Raw genomic sequence first — 25,930 nt, 5'->3', positions numbered from 1 at the left:
ATGTGGTCAAAGCTCCCGGGCCTCTCATTGTTGGTGCTGGCGATTCCCGTCCTGGCTCAGGAAACGGCCAGCACCACAGCTCCGGCTTCCCCGGTTCGGTCGCCGGATACCCTTGGTACCATTGTCAGCCTTGGTCTTGGCCTTGTCGCCGTGATTGCGGTGATTTATGGCTGCGCCTGGATCATCCGCCGGATGAACGGCATGACCGGCATGAACAACAACGCCATCAAGGTGGTCTCGGTCATGGCTATCGGAACACGGGAGCGTATCGCACTGATTGAGGTCGGCGGCCAGCAGATCCTGCTGGGGATTACCCCCTCGGCCATAAGAACCCTGCACGTCTTTGACGAACCCGTTGTCGAGGCCGGCAATGCCAATTCCGGTGACTTTGCCCGCCGTCTGCAAAGCATGATCGGCAAATCCTGGACCTCCCCGACAAGGAATGATTAGGCCCATGCTTGCCGTTACTCTCAAGCCTGCCATTATCAAGCGACTGATTCCGGCTCTGGTTGTGCTCGCCGGCCTGGCCTGGGCGCCACTGGCTCTGGCTCAGGAATCAACCGGTATTCCCGGCATTCCAGCGTTTACTGTGACCCCGGGGCAGGGCGAGGGCGCACAGGAGTATTCGGTGACCCTGCAGATACTGGCGCTGATGACCGCGCTTACCTTCCTGCCGGCCATGCTCATGATGATGACCTCTTTCACTCGAATCATCGTCGTGTTTGCCATCCTCCGTCAGGCCATTGGCCTGCAGTCCACACCATCGAATCAGATCTTGCTGGGCCTGGCCCTGTTTCTGAGCATCTTTATCATGAAGCCGGTTCTGGAAGAAGCCAACCAGGTGGGGTTGCAGCCTTATCTGCAGGAAGAAGTGACCTCCCTTGAAGCGGTTGAACTGGCTAGCCAGCCCTTCAAAAAATTCATGCTCGAACAAACCCGGGAAGACGACCTGGCCCTGTTCATGCGGATTGCCGACGTCCAGTACGACACCCCTCAGGACGTCTCCTTCTGGATACTGATGCCGTCGTTTGTCACCAGTGAGCTCAAGACCGCATTCCAGATCGGGTTCATCCTGTTCATCCCGTTCCTGATTATCGACATGGTGGTGGCCAGTGTTCTGATGGCCATGGGTATGATGATGCTGTCGCCCATCATTATCTCCTTGCCATTCAAGATCATGCTGTTTGTTCTGGTGGACGGCTGGGCCCTGATCATGGGCACCCTGGCTGCCAGTTACGGAATATAGGGGAAGGGGCTTATGACTCCGGAAACGGTTATCGACATCCTGCGCGAAGCACTCTGGTTGATCGTCCTGCTGGCGTCCGTCATCATCGTACCGGGTCTGGTCATCGGCCTGGTTGTCAGCACCTTCCAGGCGGCCACCCAGATCAACGAGCAGACCCTGAGTTTCCTGCCGCGCCTGCTGATTACACTGATTGTGATTATCGTCGCGGGCCCCTGGATGCTGACCCAGCTCCTCGATCATGCCAACCGCCTGTTCGCCAACATTCCCTACCTGATTGGTTGACGGATGACACCGGCAGACATCAGCGCGGACCTGATCGGCCAATGGGTAGGCCAACACCTCTGGCCCCTGTTCCGCCTGGCCAGTTTTCTGATGGTGGTCCCCATCTTCGGCACCCAGCTGGTCCCCGCCCGGGTGCGCCTGGGCCTGGCCCTGCTGATGACCATCCTCATTGTGCCCATGATCCCGCCGGTTCCCCAGGTAGAGGCTCTCAGTGCGGACGCTGTGGTGATCACTCTGCAACAGATCCTGATTGGCGTTGGTATGGGCTTCGCATTGACGGCCTTGTGGCAACTCTTCGTTGTTGCCGGCCAGATGATCGCCATGCAAATGGGTCTCGGCTTCGCCTCCATGGTTGACCCCGCCAACGGCGTTAACGTGCCTGTTCTGGCCCAGATTTACACCATCACCATCACCCTGTTGTTCCTGGCCATGAATGGACACCTGGTTGCCTTCGAAGTCTTCATCGAAAGCTTCCAAACCCTGCCTATCGGCATGGAAGGCCTGGGGCAAACCGGTGTCTGGGAACTGGCCCATCGCATCAGCTGGATGTTCGCTTCCGCTATGCTGCTGGCACTACCGGCCGTCACTGCCGTGCTGATCGTCAACATCTCCTTCGGTGTCATGACCCGTGCTGCGCCCCAGATGAACATCTTCGCCCTGGGTTTCCCGATTGGCCTGATTTTTGGATTGTTTGCCATATGGGTGCTGCACGCCAATTTCCTGCCGCACTTCGATCAGTACACGAGAGAGACGTTTGATTTCATGCGGGGGCTCCAGGGGCAGCCCTAATTTCGCTCGAATGAAGACGGAAATATCACGGGAATCTATCTCGAAAGTTTGATGAGGCCGGGAGGAACCGCTTCCCAAAACTGTGCGGAGCCATGGATGGCGGAGCTCAAGCGCCACAGGGATGTGCCGCAAGGAGCGTGTTTTGGGAAGCGGTTCCTCCCGGCCGGCACCGCCAAAGCCAAAGCCGGATCCAAAGAATGGCCGATGAAAACGACAACAGTCAGGAAAAAACGGAAGAGGCCACCCCCCGACGGTTAGAAAAAGCCCGGGAGGAGGGCCAGACTGCCCGTTCAAAAGAGCTGGCCACCATGGCCGTGCTCCTGGCCGGCGCCGGCGGCCTGCTCATGTTTGGCGGCAGTCTGGGGGCATCGCTGGAAGCCATCATGCGCGACAGCTTCGTTATCGAACGCTCCGCCATCTACGACACCCGGCACATGAGCCTCCAACTGTTGGCCTCCGCCAAGGAAGCCGCCTGGGCACTCGCGCCCATCCTGGTTATGCTTCTGATCGCCGCCGTATTCGGCTCCATCGGCATCGGTGGATTGTTGATCAGCGGCAAAGCCATCGCCCCCAAACTCAACCGCATGGACCCCATCAAGGGCCTTGGCCGGATGTTTTCCATGCGCTCATTGATCGAACTGGTCAAAGCCATCGCCAAAGTCGGTCTCGTCATGGCCGTGGCCATACTCATCCTTAATCTTCGCACCGAAGATCTGCTCAGCATCGCTGAAGAACCGGCGGTACCAGCGATGGAGCACGTACTCTGGACCCTTGGCTGGAGCTTTTTCGCGCTGTCATGCGCCACCATCATCATCGCGATGATCGACGTGCCGTTCCAGATCTTTGATCATCAGAAAAAGCTCCGGATGACCATGCAGGAAGTGAAGGACGAGTATAAGGACACCGAGGGCAAGCCGGAGGTCAAGGGCAAGATTCGCCAACTCCAGCGCGAAATGGCCCAGCGCCGCATGATGCAGGACGTACCCACGGCGGACGTGGTTATTACCAACCCGACCCATTATGCGGTGGCCCTGAAATACGATCAGCAGGCGATGGGCGCGCCGGTGGTGGTGGCCAAGGGCGCCGATGAGATTGCCTTCAAGATCATGGAAATCGCCCGCGAGAACAAAGTCGAGATCTTGCGGACGCCACCGCTGACCCGGGCGGTTTATCACAACACCGACATCGGCGAGGAGATTCCCGATGGCCTTTATATGGCTATCGCGCAGGTTCTTGCCTATGTGTTCCAGTTGCGGCAGTTCCGCAAGGGGCGTGGGGCCAAGCCTGGTATGCCTGACTTGCCTATTCCTTCGGATTTGCGGCGCGATGTTTGAGTTTGCGTTCTTTTATTAGCCTGCCTGTTAGGGAGTAAGCGTGGTTGTGAGCGGCCTTTTCAGGACACGCTACGAGCACATCCATGTGCGCTTGACTGTGGCCATCCATGGCCACAGACAGTCCTGAAAAGGCCGCTCACAACCACTTTTCAAGCCAATCGATATCGCTCAAAAAACGCTGAAGAGGTGTCGCTGGGGAACCGGAGGATTCCTGTGAAGTTGGTGAGGTTTGCGGGGTTACTTCCCAAAAATGTTGGAGGCCATGGATGGCCGGAAACAAGCGCACATGGACGTGCTCGTAGCGGTTTTTGGGAAGTAACCCCGCAAGCCTCCTCCTCTCCAATTTCAGGCTTGGGCTAGAGCCGAAGCCGAAAACCTACTTAACAGCCAGCCTCAATAACCCGAACCATCGGCTCCCCCCGGCTTTCCGGTATCGGCAGGATTCCATACCAGGACCGGGGATCATGCACGGTCGTGGCGTTGAACCCGCAGGAACGGAAATGCTCCCGGGCCTGTTCGTCGGTCTGGAAGTGGAAGGTAACCTGGCTTCGGGTGGCTGCTCCGAGCATGCTGCCGAGGGCTTTGAGGGTGGCGCTAAGCAGCGGCTGGGTGGGTTGGTAGTAGCTTTCGGACAGGTAGATGGAACCGGGGCGCTTTGCCGTGGCCGCGGCGAGCCGGCGCCAGAAGTTGCTGATGACATCCACCGAAAAATAACTTGTCAGGCCTTCGGTGATGATGATCACCGGCTGGGTGTTGTCGAACACCCGGTTGATCACAGTCTCAAGCTGATACTCGCCGTGGTCTGCCAGGATATCAATCGGTGTTACCTGGTGGTGGTCGCCCAACCGGCCGGTGGCCAGGAGTCTCAGGGCCTTGCGGCCGGCCATGTCGGGCAGGTCGGCCTCCACCATGTGGATCAGCGGGTGCCTTTGCCGGAGGCGGAGGCCCCGGGGTGACATGCCGCAGGCGATTTCCAGGACCTGGGTGAAGCCTCGGTCCCGGATTGCCCGGTCAATCAGGTGGTCGATGATGAGGTGGCGCTGGAGCAGAAAGGTGCGGATGTTGCCGCCGATGGCCGCCTTGCTGGCGGCTTCAAATGGCGTCATCAGGTGGTAGAGCACACGCCCCTTGGTGGTGGCGAGGGCGTCATCCGACAGCCCGTAACGGTGCCAGACGGCACCGGTGTACAGGGCGGTGAAACTGATGCCCGAGCTGTCAGTCGGCTTTCTGCTCATAGACTGCTTTACCCCAAGCCTCGCGGCTACCGGGCAGCACCAGGTTCAGGCTGATGGCGGCCACCGCGCACAGCGCGATACCTTCCAGGTTGCCGAGAACCATGCCGCCAATTCCGAACACCAGGGTGACACCCACGATAACCAGATTGCGGGACTTTGACAGGTCCACCTGATGGCGGATCAGTGTGTTAAGGCCAACTACCGCGATGGAGCCGAACAGCAGGCACAGGATGCCGCCCATGACCGGCGCCGGGATGGTCTGCAGCGCGGCGCCGAACTTGCCCACGAAGGCCAGAACGATGGCGATACAGGCGGCCCACCACATCACCTTCGGGTTGAAGTTCTTGGTCAGCATGACCGCGCCGGTGACTTCCGAGTAAGTCGTGTTGGGCGGTCCGCCGAGCAGGGCGGCGGCGCTGGTGGCGAGGCCGTCGCCCAGCAGGGTGCGATGAAGGCCGGGCTTTTCCAGGTAGTTCTTGCGGGTCACGTTGCCGATGGCCAGTACGTCACCGATGTGTTCGATGGCCGGCGCAAGGGCTACCGGAATCATGAACAGGACCGCGCCCCAGCTGAAGGACGGCGCAACGAAGTTGGGTGCTGCGAACCACGCCGCTTCCTGAATAGGCGTGGTATCCACAATGCCGGCGAATGCGGAGAGGATATAGCCGGTGATAACCCCAAACATGATGGGAATCAGCCGGAAAATCCCCTTGGCCCAGACCGACATGATGATGGTCACAGCAAGGGAGGTCATGGCGATCCAGATGGCGGTGTCGTGGGGAATCAACTGGGTCGCACCGTCGCCGGTGCGACCGGAGGCCATATGCACAGCCACTGGCGCGAGGCCAAGCCCGATGGTCATAATTACCGGCCCGATCACGACCGGTGGCAGCAGCTGGCGAACAAAACCGGTGCCGCGAAGGCGGATCAGTCCGCTCAGAATGATGTAGAGAATACCCGCGGCCATCAGGCCGCCGAGGGTTTCTTCCATGCCGAACCGGCCCTTGGAGGCAATAACGGGTGCGATAAAGGCGAAGGAAGAGGCCAGGAAAATGGGAATCTGGCCGCCGGTGACCACGTGGAAGATCAGGGTTCCAAGGCCAGCTGTGAACAGGGCCACATTGGGGTCCAGCCCGGTGATCAGTGGCATCAGAACCAGGGCGCCGAAGGCCACTAGCAGCATCTGGGAGCCGGCAATTGCCTGTTTCCAGACCGGGTCATTGGTGTGATCCTGCATGCTCAAACGTCCTTCTGCTTGGTGCCGAAGATCTTGTCGCCGGCATCGCCGAGACCCGGGAGGATATAGCCCTTCTCATTCAGGCGCTGGTCCACGGAGGCCGTGTAGATAGACACATCCGGGTGTTTTTCGAGAACCTTTTCAACACCTTCAGGGGCGGCGACCAGAACCAGGGCCCGGATCTCGGTGCTGCCTGCCTTCTTGAGCAGGTCGATGGTGGAAATCATGGAGCCGCCGGTAGCCAGCATCGGATCGACAATCAGGGCCATGCGCTGGTCCAGTTCGCCCACCAGTTTTTCCAGATAGGTGCTGGCTTCCAGGGTTTCCTCGTTGCGGATCTGGCCGACAACGCTGACCCGGGCGACCGGGATCAGACTGAGTACACCGTCGAGCATGCCAAGACCCGCCCGAAGAATCGGAACAATGGTGATTTTCTTGCCGTGGATCTGTTCCACGTTCACCGGGCCGGCCCAACCCTCAATGGTCTTCTCCTGCAGGGAGAAATCCTTGGTGGCCTCGTAGGTCAGCAGGGCACCGACTTCCTGTGCCAGCTCACGAAAATTCTTGGTGCTGATATCCGCACGGCGCATCAGGCCGAGTTTGTGGCGGATGAGCGGGTGTTTTACCTCGTGGATTGGCATGGGGTCACCTGTGTGTCTGGTTAGGGGTTCAATGTCGCGATCAAATGGCGCAAGGATACCGCATCTGGCAAGTCGCGTCAGGCCGCTGAGCGCTGGTCTGGGTGAAAATCCTCAAGGAGTGGTACGGATCTTGCGATAACCCCTTCAAACGACGTCCCGGCGTCAGAATCTCGACCTTCAAAATGCCTTCAGGCACGGCCAATCGGAGAATTTTCCGGCATGGACAGAGCTTTAGTCCTCAATAACGTCAAAACCCTGACGCGGGGCAATCTGGGCGTACCCGTCATGTTGATGGGGTTGCTGGGCATGATGATTCTGCCCATGCCGGCCTTCCTGCTGGACGTGTTTTTTACCTTTAACATCACCCTGTCGATCGTCATCCTTCTGGTGTGTGTCTATGCGCTTCGGCCCATGGAGTTTGCGTCTTTCCCAACGGTGTTGCTGGTCGCCACGTTGCTGCGCCTGGCGCTGAACGTGGCGTCTACCCGGATCGTGTTGCTCAATGGCCATGAGGGCGGAGACGCCGCCGGTAAGGTCATTGAATCCTTCGGCGCCGTATTGATTGGCGGCAACTACGCCGTTGGCCTGGTGGTCTTTGCAATCCTGATGATCATTAACTTCCTGGTGGTGACCAAGGGTGCCGGTCGGGTGTCCGAGGTAAGTGCCCGGTTTACGCTGGATGCCATGCCCGGCAAGCAGATGGCGATTGATGCCGACCTGAACGCTGGCCTGATCAACCAGGACGAAGCCAAGCATCGTCGGTCCGAGATTGCCCAGGAAGCCGATTTCTATGGCTCCATGGACGGTGCGTCGAAGTTCGTGAAAGGCGATGCTGTTGCCGGCCTGCTGATTCTGGCGATCAATATCATCGGTGGGGTGGCGATCGGCATGCTCCAGCATGGCCTGGATTTTGGTCTGGCCATGGAGCGCTATGCACTCCTTACCATCGGTGATGGCCTGGTCGCCCAGATTCCTTCGCTGCTGCTCTCAACCTCTGCCGCCATCATGGTTACCCGGGTAACTTCCAGCCAGGACATGGGTGGGCAGATTTTGCAGCAGATGTTCAGTGCACCCAAGGCGCTGTCAATTGCCGCAGGGATCCTGATCATTCTCGGCCTGATTCCGGGTATGCCGCATGTCGCCTTCCTGGGTCTGGGTGCGCTGGCAGGGGGGGCCGCCTGGTATATTTGGAAACATCAGCGCCAGACGGTAGAAGAAGAGGGCGTATTCCCGGGGCGCGGCGGGACAGCTGGTACGTCTCGTACGGCTGGTCGCGATCTGCCACCAGGCGGGGATGTGGGTGGCGATCCGGGTCGCCAGCTTCCGGCTCCGGGCGAAACCAAAGAGCTGGGCTGGGACGATGTTGCTACAGTCGATATCGTCGGCCTGGAGGTGGGTTACCGGCTGATCCCACTGGTCGACAAATCCCAGGGTGGTCAGCTCCTCAGCCGCATTAAGGGCGTGCGCAAGAAGCTGTCCCAGGATCTCGGCTTTCTGATGCCGTCGGTTCACATTCGCGACAATCTCGATCTGATGCCCAACGTCTATCGCATCACGCTGATGGGGGTGACCATCGCCGAGGCTGAGATTCACCCTGACCGGGAATTGGCCATCGATCCGGGCCAGGTGTTCGGGAAAATAGAGGGGATTGAAGGTAAGGACCCGGCTTTTGGCCTGGATGCCTGCTGGATCGAGCCGGATCGCAAAGATCAGGCCCAGACCCTCGGGTATACAGTTGTGGATGCCAGCACGGTTGTGGCGACCCACCTCAATCAGGTGTTGCAGAAGCACGCCCATGAATTGCTGGGTCACGAGGAGGTTCAGAAGTGGCTGGATCAGCTGGAGAAGGTCTCGCCCAAGCTGGCTGAAGAGTTGGTGCCGACCACCGTTTCCATCAGTCTGCTTCTCAAGGTGCTGCAAAATCTCCTCCGGGAAGAAGTACCGATCCGGGATATGCGTTCCATTGCCGAGGCTATCGTCAATGTCCATCCGAAGAGCCAGGATCCGAAGTTGCTGACGACCGTTGCCCGTCAGTCATTGCGACGGATGATCGTGCAAAGCATCTGTGGCAATGGGGCGGAGATACCGGTAATCACCCTGGATCCGGATCTGGAACAGTTATTGCTAAAGTCTGTTCAGCAGAGTCAACAATCCGGCGGACAGGAAGACATTGGCCTGGTTCTGGAGCCGAATATGGTTGAAAAGCTCCAGCGCTCCCTTCAGGAGAGCGTCCAGCGGCAGGAAATGCTAGGTAAGCCGGCCATCTTGCTGGTTTCCGGGCCGCTGAGGCCGGTGCTGGCGAAGTTTGCCAGCTACGGGGTAGAGCGCTTGCATGTGCTCTCGTACCAGGAAATACCGGATAACAAACAGATCACGATCGTGGCGTCCGTTGGTCAGTAACGGCGCGGATGACATAACGGACTACGCCGGAACGGCGTTGCCGGTGGAGGAAGAGGCATCATGAAAGTAAAACGGTTTTTTGCCAAGACTATGGCAGAGGCGCTGAAACAGGTCAGCGAACAAATGGGGCCGGACGCCGTAATTCTTTCAAACCGCCGGGTGGACGGCGGCGTCGAAATTGTGACGGCGCTGGACTATGACGAAAACATGGCGCGCCAGCGACTGGGTGACCAGGCGCAGGAAGCTACCAACGGCTCGCGCCTGGCAGAAATGCAGGCGAATCAGCACCGTCGTCTTGAGGACGAGCTCGGCCGGTCCCGGGATCGTATTCGCGAGGTGCGGGAAAGGCGGGCCTCCCAGGGGGCGGGTTATACCGGGGCGTCGTTCGCGGCGGTTCAAGAGACATTGGGTTCCGGGTTTGATGATCAGGATCCGGCTTTAAACCGATCCGGGGAAGTCTATTCCGATGAGCTGGCGCAGATGCGCGCGGAGATCAGTTCCCTCAAGGACATGATGCAGGGTCGTAAGCCGGAGCCTGAGGTGCCGGCAACCAATGCGGTTCAGCAGAGGCTGGCCGAGCGACTTCAGGAGTTTGGTCTGGGAAGCGATCTGGCGGGGTCAATTTCTCGCCGCCACAAGGCTGGGCGTCTGGAGGATGGCTGGAAGCAATCCCTTAAAATGCTGTGCACCGGCGTACGGACTTCCCGCACGGAATGGCTGGATCAGGGCGGCGTCTTTGCCCTGGTGGGGCCGACAGGCTCGGGTAAAACCACCACCATTGGCAAGCTCGCGGCGCGGTATGTGCTCAAGCACGGTGCTGATTCCGTGGCGCTGGTGACCACTGACCGTTATCGGGTGGCGGCCCATGAACAGTTGTTTGTCTTCGGTCGCATTTTGAATGTTCCGGTGAGAGTCGTCGACGAGAGTCATAGTCTGGATGATATTCTGGACGAGTTGTCAGACCGTCATCTGGTACTGATTGACACCGCCGGGCTCACCAGTTCGGACAAAGGCTATCAGGAACAGCTGGCCGAACTGGCGCGCAGCCATCACAATATCAAGACACATCTGGTTGTCTCGGCTACCAGTCAGCCGCGCATCATGAAATCCGTCTGGCATTGCTATAAGATGGCTAAACTTGCGGGCTGTGTTTTGACCAAGATCGACGAGGCCCTGACATTGGGCGAGTCGCTCGGCTTTGTGATGGAAACCGGCCTGCCGGTGGCTTATTACACAGACGGGCAAAAGATTCCCGAAGACCTGCACCACGCGGAAGCTGTTCCGCTGGTGCGGCTGGCCGTGGACCGGCTTAAAACCCTCCAGAAGCAGCAGGCAGTCGCTGAAGGAGCGTGAGAGAGCTAGCCTCCAAAAACAGCACCCGGCTAAACGTGGCGAGAGACTAAAAACAGTATGAGCAGAGCACAACCGGTACAGGTGATTGCAGTTTCCGGCGGGAAAGGTGGAGTCGGCAAGAGTAACGTGTCGGTGAACCTCGGGATTGCTCTGGCGCAGAAAGGCCGGAGAGTGGTGCTTCTTGATGCCGATCTGGGGCTGGCCAATATCGATGTACTGCTCGGTATTACCGCCAACCGGAACCTTCAGGATGTACTGGCGGGTGACTGTGATCTCAGGGATGTTCTGGTCGATGGCCCGGGTGGTATCAAGATTGTACCGGCGTCCTCCGGTACCCAGCGGATGACCCAGCTTAGCCCCATGGAGCATGCCGGGCTGATCAACGCATTCAGTGAACTCGGTGACCAAATCGATGTGCTGATCGTGGACACCGCGGCGGGCATTTCCGAATCCGTGGTGAGTTTTCTGAGAGCCTCCCAGGAGCTGCTCCTGGTGGTGGTCGACGAGCCCACATCCATCACTGACTGTTACGCTCTGATTAAACTTATGAACCGTGATTACGGCACCAACCGCTTTCGCATTCTTGCCAACCAGGTGAGGAATGAGCAGGAAGGCCGGCATCTGTTTGAAAAACTGACCCGGGTCACCGAGCGCTTCCTGGATGTGGCACTACAATATGTTGGCATGGTGCCGTACGATGAGGCTGTGAAAAAAGCGGTTCAGCGGCAGAGAGCAGTGCTGGATGCCTATCCCAGGGCGAAAGCGTCGCTGGCTATCAAGGCGCTGGCGGAAAAAGTTGATAGCTGGCCGCTGCCTTCCTCTCCCCGCGGCCACCTGGAATTCTTTGTGGAGCGGCTCGTCGAAGTCTGAATCGGATCCAGTCAAACAAAAAAACCGGATACATGACATTGGCGAAAAACCTCGGAATCTATAACCAGTCTGGCGCGCAGAAGCCTTCTCAGCTCGTTGAGGAGCATGCGCCTCTGGTCAAGAAAATCGCCCTTCATCTGATGGCCCGGCTACCGGCCTCTGTCCAGCTTGAAGACCTTATGCAGGCCGGAATGATCGGTCTGCTTGAGGCTGCTCAACGCTACAGCTCCACCAAGGGCGCAACCTTCGAGACCTATGCCGGTATCCGGATTCGTGGCGCCATGGTGGATGAGATCCGCAAGGGTGACTGGGTTCCCCGTTCCGTGCACCGCAATGCCCGCCGTATTTCCCAGGCCATCAAGACCGCCGAAGATCGCCTCGGCCGGGGAGCCATGGATATGGAGGTGGCTGAAGAACTGGGTATGGGGTTAAACGAGTATCACTCCTACCTCTCCGATTCCAACAGTGGCCGACTTTTTAGTCTCGATGAGCTCAATGAATCCGGCGAGCTGCCGATACAACAGACAGACCTACGGGATAATCCCCTGGAAGGGCTGTCGTCTGACGCATTCCGCCGCAGTCTCGCTGAAGCCATAGAGGATCTGCCAGAGCGGGAAAAACTGGTACTGAGCCTGTATTACCAGGACGAACTGAACCTCAAGGAAATCGGCGCGGTGCTCGGTGTCAGTGAAAGTAGGGTCAGTCAGATTCACAGCCAGGCGGCCTTGCGCCTTCGCGGACGGTTATCGGACTGGCGCCAGGATGCGGGCAACTGATCACCGCCTGTGTGTGACCGCAGCGGGGCAGTCTGTAGTTTTTGGTAACCGATGCTTTACAACCGAAGCAAACATCAGACAATAAGCGCTTAAAACAGCGGCCTGCTGGTTTTCGAGCAGAAAGGTCAAACGAATTCCGGGCGTTACTAACTGGAGGTCCCATTGGACAAGAACATGAAAATTCTCATTGTGGATGACTTTTCCACGATGCGACGGATCATCAAGAACCTGCTGCGTGATCTTGGCTTCACCAACACCGATGAAGCTGATGACGGCAACACGGCGTTGCCGATGCTCAAGAGTGGAAAATACGATTTTCTGGTCACTGACTGGAACATGCCCGGCATGTCCGGTTTCGATCTGCTCAAGGCCGTCAGGGCGGACGAGAACCTGAAAACCCTGCCGGTGCTGATGGTGACCGCGGAAGCCAAACGGGACCAGATTGTTGCCGCTGCCCAGGCAGGCGTGAATGGCTATGTGGTCAAGCCGTTTACCGCAGCGGTGCTCAAGGAAAAGATTGAGAAAATCTTTGAAAGAATCCAGTAACCAGAGGTCGGATGGCTCTCATGAGCGATAGCAAGAAGAACCATCGGGGCCTCGAACCAGAGGTTACGGAAAAGCTCCAGCGTCAGGCAATCGAACTGGCTGAATGCGTTAATGCCGGTGACTATGCCAAAGCCATGACCCTGATCAATGAGCTCAGTGAAGTCAGGGATCAGAGTCTGTATCGCGAGGTCGGGCGACTGACCCGGAGCCTGCACGAAGCAATTCGGAACTTTCAGATAGATCCCCGTAACGCGGAGCAGCAGGAAGCGCTGTCAAAAATGACAGACGCCTCTGATCGCCTTGAGTACGTGGTGCAAATGACCGGTGAAGCGGCCAACCGGACCATGGATCTGGTTGAGGCAACCATGCCGGTAGCCAACGCACTGAGAGACGAGGCGTCGGCCTTGCGAGACGAGTGGCAACGTTTACGGCGCCGGGAGATGCAGCCGGCAGAATTTCGCCAGTTGTATGGCCGGATCGACAATTTTTTTGCCGGCATGACCACGAACGCGGACATCATGTACAACAATCTTTCGGAAATACTGCTGGCGCAGGATTTCCAGGACCTCACCGGGCAGGTCATCCAGAAAGTCACCACGTTGGTGAAAGAGGTTGAAGAGCAGATGCTCAGCCTGGTGGTGATGGCCAGTCATGTCGATCAATTGACGGGCACAGTGCACCAGATTGAGGAAAGGGAAGAGTCTGCGGAAAAGGGCGTCGGGCCCCAGATCAAGGCCGATGAGCGTGAAGATGTAGTCTCGGGACAGGACGATGTAGACGACTTGTTGTCCAGTCTCGGTTTCTGAACAAAGAGGGTAACGCATGGCGTTTGATGCTGATGACGAGATTCTGCAGGACTTTCTGGTAGAGGCCGGCGAAATACTCGAAAAGCTGTCAGAGCAGTTGGTAGACCTTGAGCAACATCCAGATGACAGTGATCTGCTCAACGCCATCTTCCGCGGCTTTCACACCGTAAAGGGTGGGGCGGGCTTCCTGCAGCTTGATGCTCTGGTGAGTTGCTGTCATTCCGCGGAGAACGTGTTCGACATCCTGCGCAACCACAAGCGCAAGGTGGATTCAGAGCTGATGGATGTGGTTCTGGAAGCCCTCGATAACGTTAACGCGATGTTTGAGCAGGTCCGGAACAACCAAGAAGCGACGCCCGCCCCCAAGGAACTGATTGCAGCGCTCGACGCCCTGGCAAGGCCGGAGTCCGAAAGTGCCTCCCCGGCCACTGCTCCACTACAGGAACAAGTGAAGGAAGACGGCGGCGACATCACCGACGACGAATTCGAGAAGTTGCTGGATGCCTTGCATGATGATCAACCCGACGAACCGTCACCGCCGTCCAGTCCTGATGCCGGTGCCAGCAAGGACGAGAGTTCCGGTGGTGATGAGATCAGTGATGATGAATTTGAGGCGCTTCTGGACCAGTTGCATGGAAAGGGTCAGTTTGCGGGTGCGCCTGCCGGGGATGAGACGACAGGCAAGCAAGGCGAAAAACAGCCCCCGAAGACTGAAACCGGCGGTAGCGATGATCTGATCAGCGACGACGAATTTGAGCAGCTGCTGGACGAACTCCATGGCAAGGGCGGAAGCCCGACCATCGGCGGTCAGCCGGCGTCGCAGCCGAAAACGCAAAAACCGAAAGCCGGGCCACCCAAGGCTGACAAACCGAAGGAAGAACCGAAACCCGCTGACAAACCGGTCACCCAAGGCGGTGCGGCACCGGCCATGCCAGCGAGGGAACATGCCTCGGCGGCGGAAACCACCGTGCGCGTCGACACCAAGCGCCTGGACGACATCATGAACATGGTGGGCGAGCTGGTTCTGGTCCGGAACCGTTTGCAGCGTCTGGGCGCGGCAAGCGAAGACGAGCACATGCACAAGGCGGTCTCGAACCTGGATGTGGTAACAACCGATCTTCAGTCCGCGGTGATGCAGACCCGCATGCAGCCGATCAAGAAAGTGTTTGGCCGCTTCCCGCGAGTGGTCCGGGATCTTGCCAGAAGCCTCAAGAAAGAAGTGAATCTGGTGATGCATGGCGAGGAAACCGACCTCGACAAGAACCTGGTGGAAGCACTGTCCGATCCTCTGGTGCACCTGGTCCGCAACTCTGTCGATCACGGCATCGAGGCACCGGATGTTCGGGAAAAGGCCGGCAAACCGCGCCAGGGTACGGTGACCCTGTCGGCGGAGCAGGAAGGGGATCACATCCTGCTGTTCATCGAGGACGATGGAGCTGGTATGGATCCTGAAGTGTTGCGTCGCAAGGCGGTAGAAAAGGGGATTTACGAACAGGATGCAGCCGATCGCCTGAGCAATACCGAGTGCTACAACCTGATCTTTGCCGCCGGCTTCTCCACCAAAGAGCAGATTTCCGATGTCTCTGGCCGTGGGGTCGGCATGGATGTGGTGAAGACCAAGATTGGCCAGCTCAATGGCCAGCTAAGCATTGAGTCGGAGCTGGGTAAAGGGTCGCGAATTGTTATCAAGGTTCCGCTGACACTGGCGATCATGCCGACCCTGATGATCATGCTCGGGGACCAGTCCTTTGCCTTGCCGCTGGTAAACGTGGTCGAGATATTCCATCTCGATCTCACCAAAACCAATATCGTAGACGGCCGAGAATGCATCGTGGTTCGGGAAAAAGTGTTCCCGTTATTCCACATCAAGCGCTGGCTGTTGCGTAACAACGGATCCCGGGAAGTCCCGGCGAATGCCCACGTCGTGATAGTGGCCATGGGCACCAAACAGGTAGGCTTTGTGGTCGACCAGCTGGTGGGGCAGGAAGAGGTCGTTATCAAGCCGCTGGGTCGTGCCCTCCAGGGCACTCCGGGTATGGCCGGCGCCACGATCACCGGCGATGGTCGAATCGCGCTGATTATTGATGTTCCCAGCCTGCTGCAACACTACGGTTAACCCGTTGCCAGCCGGTGATTACGGAATAGGTAGGAGAAATGGATGACAGTTTCTGTCCTGGTCGTTGATGATTCAGGTTTTTTTCGAAAACGGCTGACGGAAATCCTGACCAGCTCCGGTCAGATCAAGGTCGTCGGTGCTGCCGCCAACGGCCGCGAAGGTGTCGAACTCGCCGAGAGGCTGCGTCCGGATGTGATCACCATGGATTACGAAATGCCGGTAATGGACGGCATTTCTGCGGTTCGTGAAATCATGCGCAAGCATCCAGTGCCAGTACTTATGTTTTCCTCGCTTACCTATGAAGGTGCGCGGGTGACTCTGGATGCCCTGGAAGCCGGCGCGGTTGACTTTCTGCCGAAGAATTTCGAGGAGATTGCAAGGGATAACAGTCAGCTCCAGAAAATCCTGATCGACCGGGTTCTGGATGTCGCCCGCAGCCGTCCCGGCGCCCGGCCGGCTGCCCCCGCCAGGCCAGAGCCTCCATCGAATATTGCCCGAACCACGGAGGGAATTGCTTCAGGACGACCCCGGCCTGAACCAACGCCGCATCAGCGCCCCGGCCTCCAGGACCGGGCCCCGGGTGTGGGATCCACAGGAGAGGCGGAAGCTCCCAGACGCCATCTTCGCCGGGGCCCCGCCAAGCATTACGCGGTAGTCGGCATTGGTACGTCAACGGGTGGGCCGGTGGCGCTGCAGCGGGTACTGACCGCCTTGCCTGCTTCGTTTCCGGCGCCACTGGTGCTGGTCCAGCATATGCCTGCCAGTTTTACGCCAGCTTTTGCCGAACGGCTGAACAAACTCTGTCGCATAGAGGTTCGGCAGGCAGAGGATGGCGATGTGCTTCGCCCGGGCCTTGCCTTACTGGCGCCCGGCGGTAAACAGATGATGATTGAAAACCGGGGCGGGCAGGCCCGTGTCCGGATCCTGCCAGGCGACGAGCGGCTCAATTACAAGCCCTGCGTCGACGTGACCTTCGGTTCACTGGCCAGGAGTTTCCCGGGCAAGACCCTGGGTGTCATCCTTACCGGCATGGGGTCTGATGGCAAGGATGGCTGCCGCATGATGAAGCAGAGTGGGTCGGATATCTGGTCTCAGGATGAAAAATCGTCGGTCATTTACGGAATGCCCATGGCCGTTGCCAAGGCCGGGTTGACCGACGAGGTCCTGTCACTGGATGAAATCGGGCCGCGGCTGGTGGAAGGCGTCAGCTGATGGATATCCTCAGCCTTCTTGGCGTGGTTCTCGCCTTTGCCGCCATACTGGGTGGCAACCTGCTGGAAGGCGGAGCGCTGGGCTCGCTCTTTAATGGCCCCGCGGCTGTGATTGTTATTGGTGGCACATTTGCCGCGACGATTCTCCAGACCTCGTGGCCTGTGCTCAAAAGAGCCTTTACTCAGGTGCGCTGGGTTTTTGTTCCGCCGTACGTCAATATGGAAGATGGTATTGGCAAGGTCATTGATTGGAGCGTAAAGGCGCGCAAGCAAGGGCTTCTGGGCCTTGAAGGACTAGCCGAGAGAGAGCCGGAACCGTTTGCCAGGAAAGGCCTTCAGTTACTGGTGGACGGTGCGGAAACGGAAACCCTCCGGGGCATTATGGAGGTGGATCTGGATTCCCGGGAACAGCGGGATCTTGAGTCTGCCAAGGTGTTTGAGGCCATGGGCGGCTATTCCCCAACCATCGGGATTATCGGCGCTGTCATGGGTCTGATCCAGGTGATGACCAATCTGGAAGATCCTCAGTCACTCGGCAGCGGCATTGCCACCGCCTTTGTGGCAACCATCTACGGTGTTGCCCTGGCAAACCTGCTGTTCTTCCCGGTGGCCAACAAGATGCGCGGCATCGTGCGGGAGCGTACCCGCTACGAGGACATGATGATTGACGGCATTATTGCCATCGCTGAGGGTGAAAACCCGAAATCCATCGAATTGCGGCTGCGGGGCTTCCTGCAGTAAGCATGCGCAGGTCAATTTATGCGGCGCCGTAGGCAACCTCAGGACGACCTGAACAACAAGGAACGTTGGCTGATTTCCTATGCCGACTTCATCACCCTGCTGTTTGCTTTCTTTGTGGTGATGTACTCGGTTTCATCTGTGAATGAAGGCAAATACAAGGTGTTGTCGGAAACCCTGACCGGGGTTTTCAATGCGCCCCAGCGATCCTTTCAGCCCGTCGAAATCGGCGACCAGCCTCGGCAGTCTCTGAGCGCGCCCGCCGAAAACGTGATACCCCCGGCGGTCACCGAAGCTCCCCGAAACCCTGAAATGGACGCCCAGGCCCGGACCGAGGCCCTGCGGGCCATGGCGGATCAGTTGACCATGGAATTCGACGAGCTGATCAGTCAGGGGGTGGTGACGCTGGAAACCAGTGACAAGTGGCTGGAGCTGAACCTGCCCAACAGTCTTCTGTTCGGAAGTGGGGATGCCGAACCGCACTATGATGCCTTCGAGGTGGTGGAGAAGATTGCTGCCGTCCTTAACAACCGTGATAACGCGGTGAAGGTCGAGGGTTTCACCGACAATCTGCCCATCAGTACGCCCCGCTTCCCATCCAACTGGGAGCTGTCCGCTGCCCGAGCGGCGGCCGTTGTCCGGATGCTGGTCATGGAAGGCATTGAGCCCGAGCGGCTTGCCGCGGTCGGTTATGGCCAGTATCAGCCGGTTGCCCGAAATGACGCGGAAGAGGGACGGCGCAGAAACCGGCGTGTGGTGTTGCTGATTTCCCGCGACGCCAGTGTCCGGGGCGCCATGAGATGATGCCGTTCCTCGGCAGATGCGTATGGCTCCGTTGGCACGGTTCCTGTATTACTTCCCGTCCATAAAAGGCGACGGCAAGAGCTTGCCGGAAACCCCCCTGTTATTCGTTCAAGTTGCCGGGGGGGCTGCCGATAAACGGGACTGTGGCCCCTGTTAATCCGGCCACACCGATGAGTATTCTGGAGAATCAAAGCGTGCGAATCTGGGCAGTAGCCAATCAGAAAGGTGGTGTCGGCAAAACCACATCCGTTGTTGCGTTGGGCGGCTTGCTCGCTGAGCGGGGCAAGCGCGTTCTCGTTGTTGATCTGGACCCTCACGGTTCGCTTACCAGCTGGTTCGGATACGACCCGGACACCATCGCCCACAGTGTGTTTGATCTGTTCCAGCATCAGGGCAAGGTCCCTGCGGGACTCCCGGCCCAGCTGATTACTGAAACCAGTTGCCGGGGGCTGTCCCTGCTGCCGGCGAGTGCTGCGCTGGCCACCCTGGAGCGCCGGATGATCGGCGTGGAGGGCATGGGGCTGATTATCTCCCGGGCCCTGACCCAGCTCTGGGATGATTTTGATTATGTGCTTCTGGACAACACGCCGTCCCTTGGGGTGCTTATGGTCAATGCCTTGGCCGCTGCCCAGCACCTTATCATCCCTGTACAAACCGAATTTCTTGCTATCAAGGGACTTGAGCGAATGCTCCATACGCTCAAGATGATCATGCGTTCCCAGAAGAATGAGCTGGCTTACACCATTGTGCCAACGCTCTATGACCGCCGCACTCAGGCTTCAGTGAAAAGCCTCAACTTGCTACGCAAAACCTACCGGGAATCCCTGTGGCAGTTTGCCATTCCCGTGGATACAAAATTCCGGGATGCCAGCCAGGCGGGCTTGATTCCCTCTGCGATGGATGCGGAGACTCACGGGGTCCGGGCCTACAGCCATCTCCTTGACGACCTGATGGCCCGGGTAGGGTCCGTGAAGGAACGTCAGCATGGCTGACGATAAATTGACACAGCTGGCGAGCCCGGAGTCCGCCATTGCCAGTTATCTCGACGAGTTGCTGCATATCGCAACGGATACGGCGTTGCGAGAGGAAGTTGTTGCTCCGGAAAAGACCGCCGAAAAACCGGCGGCCAGGCCCAAGTCGCCCAAACCTTTGCGGGAAAAGCCCGCCGTGGCTCGGCCAACGGTTCGTCTGGCACCGGAAGCCTCCATGCCGGAACCAGAAGTCGTTGCCGCGCCTGAGCCAGAACCGGTCGCGCCACCCTCGCGCCCCGAATGGTCCGAACAGCCCTTTGAGTGCCTTATTTTTACCGTTGGCGGGTTGCAGCTGGCGGTGCCGCTGATTTTGCTCGGTGCCATCCATCGCATTGAGGAAGAGATTCGTCCCATACCAGGAAGCCCGCGCTGGTATATGGGTATCCGGCCCGACCGGGATCAGAATCTCAGGGTGGTGGATACTGCGGAATGGATCATGGCGGGGCGGGTGCCGCTTGATGCCAGAGATAACTACCGGTTTGTGATCCGACTCGATAACAGCGACTGGGGACTGGCCTGCGACAACGTAGCCCAGTCCTTTACCCTGAAGCCAGATGAAGTGCGCTGGCGGACGGCCAGGAGCAAGCGTCCCTGGCTGGCGGGAACCGTGATAGACCAGATGTGCGCGCTCATTGACGTGCGTACCATGGCAGATCTTCTGGTGCGGGCCGAGCGGGAGCATCATCTGGATCTGAGCTGACACATATAACGGTTACCGAATGAAACCGAGCCGTGCTGGCACGGTTTGTGCCCTTAACTATAGTATTGGGCACTGACGATAATTTTTTGACGATCAGGTTGCCCGCCGGGCAGCCCAAGAGGAGAAACATCGCTATGGCATCCCCGAGCGGACAAACCAATCAGGCCCAGGATAATCAGGTACTGCAATACGTTACTTTCCGGCTGGATGATGAGACTTACGGTCTGAATGTCATGCAGATCCAGGAGGTGCTGAGATACACGGAGATTGCGCCGGTTCCGGGTGCTCCGGATTACGTGCTCGGAATCATCAACCTGCGGGGTAACGTGGTTACGGTGATCGACACTCGCCGGCGCTTCGGTCTTTCGGATGCGGAAGTGACCGATGCAACCCGAGTCGTGGTGATGGAATCGGCCAATCAGGTTATGGGTATTCTGGTGGATTCGGTAGCTGAGGTGGTTTACCTGAAAGCCAGTGAAATTGAGACTGCACCGAACGTGGGTAACGAGGAAAGTGCCAAGTTCATCCAGGGCGTGTGCAACAAGGATGGCGAACTGATCATACTGGTCGAGTTCGACAAGATGCTGTCAGACCACGAGTGGGCTGAAGTCGCGGCGCTGTAGATCGGAGCAATCCGTTTCAGGCCAGATGATGGATGCCTTCCGTGGAAATTAACGGGAGATATCCGTCATGTTTACAGAAATTCCTTCCTATCTTCCCTGGGCGCTGACTGTTGTCGCCTTGTCTCTGGTCCTCGTTCAGGGGCTGCTTCTGGGGCGCCAGGTACGCGGCCTGAAGGCATCTCTGAAAGAACGGTGCGACACGCTCGGCCGAGAATTGCATGCCACCACCAGCGCCAGCATGGGGGTGGGGCAGCGCCTTGTGGCCTGCGAGCGTCAACTGCATGAACTGCGGACCACACTGGACGAGATGCGCCAGAATGATCCGCTGCGAATCTCCTACGATGAAGCCTCAAGACTGGTTGATCTCGGTGCCGATATCGACGATCTTATGAATACCTGCGGAATATCCCGTCCCGAGGCCGAGTTGGTGTCAGCACTCAGAAAACGCCAGGCGGCCTGATCCCCGAGGGCTGCACCGGGGCAAGCGTTTCCTGCACGCCTGGACGCTCCGTTCACTGATCCGCTGAGCCATCCGGTTTCCGGTCATCCGGCGTGAGCCCTCGGATATGGAAGGCAAACGCAAGAATTTCAGCAATCACCCGGTACAGTGACTCGGGGATTTCCTCGTTGAGGGACAGTCGCGCCAGGATGCTGGCAAGTTCGGCGTTCTCATACAGCGGAACGTTATGCTCCCGGGCAATGCGGATGATTTCCTCCGCCAGTTCGTGGGTGCCGGTTGCGCTGATGGTGGGGGCTTTGTCGCCATCGTATTTGAGTGCGACGGCGGCCCTGGTGTCTGTATGATGCGTCTCTGAAGTCATGCCCGGGTATCCACCAGTCTGTGTTCGAGTCGGGTGATGCTGCTATGGGGTGTTCCGCGGCGGCATTCCAGATCCGTCACTTCCAGCCCGATGTCCGCCAGGCTCTGCCTCAGCATGGGGAGTTCCCGGTTCACCCGTCGCAGCGTCGTCTGTTTCTCCGCCCAGACCCGGGCGCTGACCGCGTGCTGTCGCAAAGTGACATCGAAATGAAGCGGGCCAGCCTCATCCAGATCCATGGCCAGTGCCAGCCGCCACTCGTTGGTAGCTGGCATCGCAGAACTCCGTTCTGACTCCTGCTCCTCCGAATACTGTTCGATTCGCAGCTGCGCCAGCCTGGGTTCGTTCTGGGGTGTCAGCCAGGGCAGATCCACTAGCAGGGTAGAGGTGGGTGCTGTGGCATCACCGCTACCCCGGGCTGTCAGCACCTGAGTGTGTAACTGATTCACCGTGATGCGGTTGAGCATCCCTGCCAGCAGGCGGAGCATTTGCCCGACGCTGGGAGGTTCGCCGTCGCTGGCTGCCTGGGGCGTCGCCAGAGGTTGTGGGAATTGCAGGGGTGCCTGCATTAATTCTGGTGTCGATATCGGCGTCAAACGGTTGAACTGTTCCGGATTGCTGCCCTGGTGCGCCAGCAATGCGGTAATTACCCTGCCAAGGGCCAGCTTGAGATCCGGGAGCTGGGCATCGGGGGTCTGGACGAGGCGGGATTCGGCAAACAGGCCGCTTTCGGATAGCCATTGCCGAACCTGTTGTGGTGTGACAGCCTGACCGCCGGAGCCGGACGCCAGACCGGTCCCCGAGGGAAGCCTTGCCACCAGCTGTTCGATCGCCTGCCGGGCGGCTATCGGGAGGGGTTGGGCCGGGCGGGATGAAGGTAACTGCCCGGGCAGCGGGTCTTGCCTGAGGCCCTGGGTTAGCGTACCCATAAGCTTTGCCAGCCCGGTGTCCAGGGTTTGCTGCCAGGGCAGTCGCTGGGCCAGGGCCCGGGCAATACCCGCTTCGGGAGCAGGCGCCAGTTTGCCCATAAGCTGAAGTTCGTTGCCCGCCCGCATCACCTTTACCCAGTCACCCGGCGAGAGTTCGGTTTTACCAATTGAGGCCTGAACCAAAAGGGATTTGCCGCGAATATCCAGCAACACATCGGCACTACTTCCGCTTTGCCGGTTCAATATCTCCGCCACCCGGGCCAGGGTGGTTTCCCGGTTTGCCAGCTGGATCTGGTCCAGCAGTTGCCTGGCAGAGGCGGCGGCGGGCTCGCGGCTGACTTCCGCGGTGCCGGTTGGCCGGGCCGTCCGGGATGCGGGCTGGGCAGGAGGAGTCGGGGGCTGTTGTCCGCTGGGTAGTTTCATCTTCACTGATTTGATGTTGGACAAGAGTAATCCGCAAGCTCTTTCGTTATAATACGCCGCGCCGGTCGGCCATGCGCTAATATGGCGCACCCGCCGTCTTTGTCACGAATGCACACGATGCCGTACACACGCGCATCGTCCTGGTTACGGGGCCCTGATGTCTGAGCCGTTATTACAGGCTGTCGATCTGCAGTGCGAGCGGGACGAACGGATTCTTTTCCGTGATCTCTCGTTCTCCATACTGCCCGGTACGGTTACCCGTGTCGAGGGCCCCAACGGCTCCGGCAAGACCACCTTGCTGCGAATGCTTGCTGGCCTGAACGATGCCTGGTCCGGCGAGCTTCTTTGGTGTGGCAAGCGAAGGTCCGCCCAGCGGGAAGAATTCCTCAGAAATACCCTCTTTGTTGGTCATCGGCCGGGCATTAAGCCGTTGCTGACGCCGATGGAAAATCTTCGGGCCCTGACGTCCGGGCGACGGCCGGTGCCAGATCCGGTGCTACGCCACGCGCTTGAGGGCACCGGGCTGGCTGGTTTCCAGGACGTGCCCTGCCGGAAGCTTTCGGCAGGGCAGCAGAGGCGGGTAGCCCTTGCGAGACTGCTGATCGCCGATGAGCCCCTTTGGTTGCTCGACGAGGTCTTTACGGCCATTGATGCAGATGGCGTCGGTGCTATTGAAAAACTCCTTCAGCAGCGAGCCGCCGAGGGGGGTGCAGTAGTTGTGACGACCCACCACGATCTCCGGATGCCCGGAATGCGGCGTATTGTTCTAGGCGGAGGGTCATCTGATGAATGCTGATGTTCGCCCCGTTCTGAAGCTGCGGGATGATACAGTAGGGGCTCTGGCAGCAATGCGAGGCGTCTTTGCCCGGGACCTGAAGGTGGCTTTCCGGCAACGGCAGGATTTGCTGAATCCGTTGTTGTTCTTTGTCATGGTTGTAACTCTTTTTCCCCTGGGGGTTAGCCCGGAAGTGTCATTTCTGCGGGAGGCTGGTGCCGGTATCCTTTGGGTCGCTGCGTTACTTTCGGTGTTACTGTCGCTTGATCATCTGTTCCGGCATGACTTTGATGACGGCACTCTGGAACAGCTGGTACTCCAGCCTCAGCCTCTGTTTCTGCTGGTGTTGGCGAAAACCATGGCGCATTGGGTGTTAACGGGGTTGCCACTGGTGATGCTGACGCCGGTTTTGGGCGTAATGGTTCATCTTGACGGGAACTCTATCGGAGTTTTGTGTCTAACGCTGCTGATCGGTACGCCGGTGCTGAGTCTGATTGGTTCAATTGGTGCGGCCCTGACCCTCGGGTTACGCTCAGCAGGGGTGCTCTTGTCCCTGTTGATCATTCCGCTGTACATTCCTGTCCTGATTTTTGGTACGGGGACAGTGGCCGCTGCAGCCGAAGGAGCTCAGGTTGGTGCCTATGTGGCCCTGATGGGGGCATTTCTCGTGCTGGCGCTGACGCTGGCGCCCTTTGCATCCGCTGCAGCGCTGCGTATCAGCCTGTCGAACGGCTAAAACAAGGTAACGGTAGGACGGTGACCATCTAATGTGGCAATTTTTTCACAAGCTGGGTTCCCCCAAATGGTTCTTCGGGATTGCGACCCGGCTTATGCCCTGGCTGCTGGCAGGTGGCGCACTGCTGCTGATGGCAGGGATTGTCTGGGGGCTGGCCTTCGCGCCCAAGGATTACCTTCAGGGCAACAGTTACCGGATTATCTTCATTCATGTGCCCACGGCTTTTATTGCCCAGTCGATCTACATCATGATGGCCGTCGCGGCGGTGGTCACCCTTGTCTGGCGCATGAAGCTGGCGGATGTTTTTGTCAAGGCCGTGGCCCCGGTGGGGCTGGTGCTCACATTTCTCGCGCTATTCACCGGAGCTGTCTGGGGCAAGCCGACTTGGGGAACCTGGTGGATCTGGGACGCCCGGCTGACTTCCATGCTAATCCTGCTGTTTCTTTATGGTGGTGTGATTGCCCTGGACAGAGCCATCAACGATGAAAAGTCGGCAGCTCGGGCTGTGGCGATTCTCGTTCTGGTCGGGGTAGTGAATATTCCGATTATCAAGTACTCCGTGGAGTGGTGGAATACCCTGCATCAGCCGGCCACTTTCAAGCTGACTGAAAGGCCCTCTATGCCTGCGGACATGTGGGTTCCGTTGCTGCTTTCAGTTCTTGGCCTGTATCTGTTGTTTGGCTGGCTGGCCTGCTTGCGGATGCAGACAGAAATTCTGGTACGCGAACAGCGAACTCGCTGGGTACGAGATTATGTTATGGCCGGGAGGGGCTGATCTATGGCGTTTGATTCCTTTTCGGCATTTATGGTGATGGAAGGCCACGGATCCTATGTCTGGGCCTGTTACGGTGTCTTCTTTATCCTGATGATCGCGATGATGGTCTGGTCTGTTCGTCGCCGCAAGGCAGCCATTGAATCCTGCCGGCGCGGTTATGAATTTCAGGCTGGCAAAAGTAGACAACAGGCTGCCCGTGGCTCAGCCGCTTCCTTCACCCGCGTAAACGTTTCCCAAGACTGAATGGCAGGTATGTGATGCATCCGATCCGAAAAAAGCGCCTGACGATTGTCCTGTTCCTGCTAGTGGGGCTGGGAATCGCTGTGGCGTTGACAACCTATGCCCTGCGCCAGAACATCAATCTGTTCTACGACCCCAGCCAGATTTCCGCCGGTGAAGCGCCGGTGGATGTCAGAATCCGGGCTGGCGGAATGGTCGAAGAGGGGTCGGTCGTGCGGGATCCGGACAGCCTCACGGTAGAGTTCCGGGTCACCGATTTCAACGCTTCGGTACCGGTTGAATACACCGGGATCCTGCCGGACCTGTTTGCCGAAGGGCAGGGCGTGGTTGCCATGGGGAGACTGAATAACAACGGTCGCTTTGTCGCTGATCAGGTTCTGGCCAAACATGATGAGAATTATATGCCGCCGGAAGTTGCGGATGCACTGGAAAAGGCATCAAAAGGCCAGAACAAGGCCAGTGAGAGTGCGACTACGAATACAGTATCCTATTAAAC

The 25,930-nt window shown here is 58.4% G+C and carries 29 protein-coding genes; 24 read left to right on the top strand and 5 right to left on the bottom strand.

Translation table 11 applies throughout. The features are described 5' to 3' along the window. The 5 genes from fliO to flhB all read left to right on the top strand — a co-directional run bounded on the left by fliO (nucleotide 1) and on the right by flhB (nucleotide 3,651). Complete coding sequence (gene fliO / locus ACN0XM_RS06565; protein ID WP_417566128.1) at nucleotides 1-450, top strand: flagellar biosynthetic protein FliO; 450 nt, start codon at nucleotides 1-3, stop codon at nucleotides 448-450. 4 nt (nucleotides 451-454) lie between these two features. Then, nucleotides 455-1,246, top strand: coding sequence for a flagellar type III secretion system pore protein FliP (gene fliP, locus ACN0XM_RS06560; protein WP_417566127.1), 792 nt, complete (start codon nucleotides 455-457; stop codon nucleotides 1,244-1,246). 12 nt (nucleotides 1,247-1,258) lie between these two features. Next, a complete protein-coding gene (gene fliQ, locus ACN0XM_RS06555; protein WP_417566126.1) occupies nucleotides 1,259-1,528 on the top strand; it encodes a flagellar biosynthesis protein FliQ in 270 nt (89 codons plus the stop codon). A gap of 3 nt (nucleotides 1,529-1,531) precedes the next feature. Beyond that, entirely contained in the window at nucleotides 1,532-2,317 is a 786-nt protein-coding gene (gene fliR / locus ACN0XM_RS06550) for a flagellar biosynthetic protein FliR (protein ID WP_417566125.1), read from the top strand. A gap of 197 nt (nucleotides 2,318-2,514) precedes the next feature. After that, nucleotides 2,515-3,651, top strand: a complete 1,137-nt coding sequence (gene flhB / locus ACN0XM_RS06545; RefSeq protein ID WP_417566124.1) for a flagellar biosynthesis protein FlhB — start codon at nucleotides 2,515-2,517, stop codon at nucleotides 3,649-3,651. Between the two features lie 380 nt (nucleotides 3,652-4,031). On the opposite strand, the gene ACN0XM_RS06540 is transcribed toward flhB, so the two are convergent. From ACN0XM_RS06540 to upp, 3 genes are read right to left on the bottom strand one after another with little or no spacing between them, the layout of a single operon-like run. Continuing rightward, entirely contained in the window at nucleotides 4,032-4,886 is an 855-nt protein-coding gene (locus ACN0XM_RS06540) for a class I SAM-dependent methyltransferase (RefSeq protein WP_417566123.1), read from the bottom strand. Continuing rightward, nucleotides 4,867-6,123 (bottom strand): uracil-xanthine permease family protein, encoded by a 1,257-nt coding sequence (locus ACN0XM_RS06535; protein WP_417566122.1) that lies wholly within the window; start codon nucleotides 6,121-6,123, stop codon nucleotides 4,867-4,869. Before ACN0XM_RS06535 ends, ACN0XM_RS06540 begins: the two co-directional genes overlap by 20 nt. A gap of 2 nt (nucleotides 6,124-6,125) precedes the next feature. Beyond that, on the bottom strand, nucleotides 6,126-6,764 hold the full coding sequence (upp, locus tag ACN0XM_RS06530) for a uracil phosphoribosyltransferase (protein WP_417566121.1): 639 nt from the start codon (nucleotides 6,762-6,764) through the stop codon (nucleotides 6,126-6,128). 219 nt (nucleotides 6,765-6,983) lie between these two features. Between upp and flhA the strand changes: the two genes are divergently transcribed. From flhA to ACN0XM_RS06460, 14 genes are all read left to right on the top strand, one after another. After that, a complete protein-coding gene (gene flhA, locus ACN0XM_RS06525; protein WP_417566120.1) occupies nucleotides 6,984-9,164 on the top strand; it encodes a flagellar biosynthesis protein FlhA in 2,181 nt (726 codons plus the stop codon). A gap of 60 nt (nucleotides 9,165-9,224) precedes the next feature. After that, nucleotides 9,225-10,517: a flagellar biosynthesis protein FlhF gene (gene flhF, locus ACN0XM_RS06520; protein WP_417566119.1), complete on the top strand. Its 1,293-nt coding sequence runs from the start codon at nucleotides 9,225-9,227 to the stop codon at nucleotides 10,515-10,517. 57 nt (nucleotides 10,518-10,574) lie between these two features. Then, nucleotides 10,575-11,387, top strand: a complete 813-nt coding sequence (locus tag ACN0XM_RS06515) for a MinD/ParA family protein (protein ID WP_417566118.1) — start codon at nucleotides 10,575-10,577, stop codon at nucleotides 11,385-11,387. 32 nt (nucleotides 11,388-11,419) lie between these two features. After that, nucleotides 11,420-12,163, top strand: a complete 744-nt coding sequence (locus ACN0XM_RS06510) for an RNA polymerase sigma factor FliA (protein ID WP_417566117.1) — start codon at nucleotides 11,420-11,422, stop codon at nucleotides 12,161-12,163. A gap of 162 nt (nucleotides 12,164-12,325) precedes the next feature. Further along, nucleotides 12,326-12,709 (top strand): chemotaxis response regulator CheY, encoded by a 384-nt coding sequence (gene cheY / locus ACN0XM_RS06505; RefSeq protein ID WP_008173086.1) that lies wholly within the window; start codon nucleotides 12,326-12,328, stop codon nucleotides 12,707-12,709. A 20-nt stretch (nucleotides 12,710-12,729) separates the two neighbouring features. Then, nucleotides 12,730-13,515 (top strand): protein phosphatase CheZ, encoded by a 786-nt coding sequence (locus ACN0XM_RS06500; RefSeq protein ID WP_417566116.1) that lies wholly within the window; start codon nucleotides 12,730-12,732, stop codon nucleotides 13,513-13,515. A gap of 16 nt (nucleotides 13,516-13,531) precedes the next feature. After that, nucleotides 13,532-15,631 (top strand): chemotaxis protein CheW, encoded by a 2,100-nt coding sequence (locus ACN0XM_RS06495; RefSeq protein ID WP_417566115.1) that lies wholly within the window; start codon nucleotides 13,532-13,534, stop codon nucleotides 15,629-15,631. A gap of 42 nt (nucleotides 15,632-15,673) precedes the next feature. Then, entirely contained in the window at nucleotides 15,674-16,843 is a 1,170-nt protein-coding gene (locus tag ACN0XM_RS06490) for a protein-glutamate methylesterase/protein-glutamine glutaminase (protein ID WP_417566114.1), read from the top strand. Further along, entirely contained in the window at nucleotides 16,843-17,583 is a 741-nt protein-coding gene (locus ACN0XM_RS06485) for a flagellar motor protein (RefSeq protein WP_417566113.1), read from the top strand. The genes ACN0XM_RS06490 and ACN0XM_RS06485 overlap by 1 nt, the downstream gene beginning before the upstream one ends. Before the next feature lie 18 nt (nucleotides 17,584-17,601). Then, complete coding sequence (motD, locus tag ACN0XM_RS06480; protein WP_417566112.1) at nucleotides 17,602-18,384, top strand: flagellar motor protein MotD; 783 nt, start codon at nucleotides 17,602-17,604, stop codon at nucleotides 18,382-18,384. A 194-nt stretch (nucleotides 18,385-18,578) separates the two neighbouring features. Further along, on the top strand, nucleotides 18,579-19,376 hold the full coding sequence (locus ACN0XM_RS06475) for a ParA family protein (protein WP_417566111.1): 798 nt from the start codon (nucleotides 18,579-18,581) through the stop codon (nucleotides 19,374-19,376). Next, the gene (locus ACN0XM_RS06470) at nucleotides 19,369-20,115 is read left to right on the top strand and encodes a chemotaxis protein CheW (protein ID WP_417566110.1); all 747 of its coding nucleotides are present in this window, start codon (nucleotides 19,369-19,371) and stop codon (nucleotides 20,113-20,115) included. Before ACN0XM_RS06475 ends, ACN0XM_RS06470 begins: the two co-directional genes overlap by 8 nt. 134 nt (nucleotides 20,116-20,249) lie before the next feature. After that, nucleotides 20,250-20,738 carry a chemotaxis protein CheW gene (locus tag ACN0XM_RS06465; protein WP_417566109.1) on the top strand — a complete coding sequence of 163 codons (489 nt, stop codon included), beginning with the start codon at nucleotides 20,250-20,252 and terminating at the stop codon, nucleotides 20,736-20,738. Nucleotides 20,739-20,805: 67 nt separating this feature from the next. Then, nucleotides 20,806-21,198: a DUF2802 domain-containing protein gene (locus ACN0XM_RS06460; RefSeq protein ID WP_417566108.1), complete on the top strand. Its 393-nt coding sequence runs from the start codon at nucleotides 20,806-20,808 to the stop codon at nucleotides 21,196-21,198. A 52-nt stretch (nucleotides 21,199-21,250) separates the two neighbouring features. Here ACN0XM_RS06460 and ACN0XM_RS06455 read toward each other — a convergent pair whose 3' ends face one another. Continuing rightward, on the bottom strand, nucleotides 21,251-21,559 hold the full coding sequence (locus ACN0XM_RS06455; RefSeq protein ID WP_417566107.1) for an EscU/YscU/HrcU family type III secretion system export apparatus switch protein: 309 nt from the start codon (nucleotides 21,557-21,559) through the stop codon (nucleotides 21,251-21,253). Continuing rightward, complete coding sequence (locus ACN0XM_RS06450) at nucleotides 21,556-22,908, bottom strand: flagellar hook-length control protein FliK (protein WP_417566106.1); 1,353 nt, start codon at nucleotides 22,906-22,908, stop codon at nucleotides 21,556-21,558. The genes ACN0XM_RS06455 and ACN0XM_RS06450 overlap by 4 nt, the downstream gene beginning before the upstream one ends. Before the next feature lie 157 nt (nucleotides 22,909-23,065). Here ACN0XM_RS06450 and ccmA point away from each other — a divergent pair, with 157 nt between their 5' ends. The 5 genes from ccmA to ccmE are packed head-to-tail and all read left to right on the top strand — an operon-like array spanning nucleotide 23,066 to nucleotide 25,928. After that, the gene (gene ccmA / locus ACN0XM_RS06445) at nucleotides 23,066-23,704 is read left to right on the top strand and encodes a cytochrome c biogenesis heme-transporting ATPase CcmA (protein ID WP_417566105.1); all 639 of its coding nucleotides are present in this window, start codon (nucleotides 23,066-23,068) and stop codon (nucleotides 23,702-23,704) included. Beyond that, nucleotides 23,694-24,419 (top strand): heme exporter protein CcmB, encoded by a 726-nt coding sequence (ccmB, locus tag ACN0XM_RS06440; RefSeq protein WP_417566104.1) that lies wholly within the window; start codon nucleotides 23,694-23,696, stop codon nucleotides 24,417-24,419. The genes ccmA and ccmB overlap by 11 nt, the downstream gene beginning before the upstream one ends. Before the next feature lie 31 nt (nucleotides 24,420-24,450). Continuing rightward, the gene (locus tag ACN0XM_RS06435) at nucleotides 24,451-25,194 is read left to right on the top strand and encodes a heme ABC transporter permease (protein WP_417566103.1); all 744 of its coding nucleotides are present in this window, start codon (nucleotides 24,451-24,453) and stop codon (nucleotides 25,192-25,194) included. Nucleotides 25,195-25,197: 3 nt separating this feature from the next. Then, complete coding sequence (gene ccmD / locus ACN0XM_RS06430; RefSeq protein ID WP_417566102.1) at nucleotides 25,198-25,437, top strand: heme exporter protein CcmD; 240 nt, start codon at nucleotides 25,198-25,200, stop codon at nucleotides 25,435-25,437. A gap of 14 nt (nucleotides 25,438-25,451) precedes the next feature. Continuing rightward, nucleotides 25,452-25,928 carry a cytochrome c maturation protein CcmE gene (gene ccmE, locus ACN0XM_RS06425; RefSeq protein WP_417566101.1) on the top strand — a complete coding sequence of 159 codons (477 nt, stop codon included), beginning with the start codon at nucleotides 25,452-25,454 and terminating at the stop codon, nucleotides 25,926-25,928. Nucleotides 25,929-25,930: the final 2 nt, after the last annotated feature.

Origin of the sequence: Marinobacter sp. (assembly GCF_048269445.1) — a bacterium.
GTDB lineage: Bacteria > Pseudomonadota > Gammaproteobacteria > Pseudomonadales > Oleiphilaceae > Marinobacter.
The sequence above is the reverse complement of the archived record's forward strand: the minus strand, read 5'-3'. Positions and strand labels throughout refer to the sequence as shown.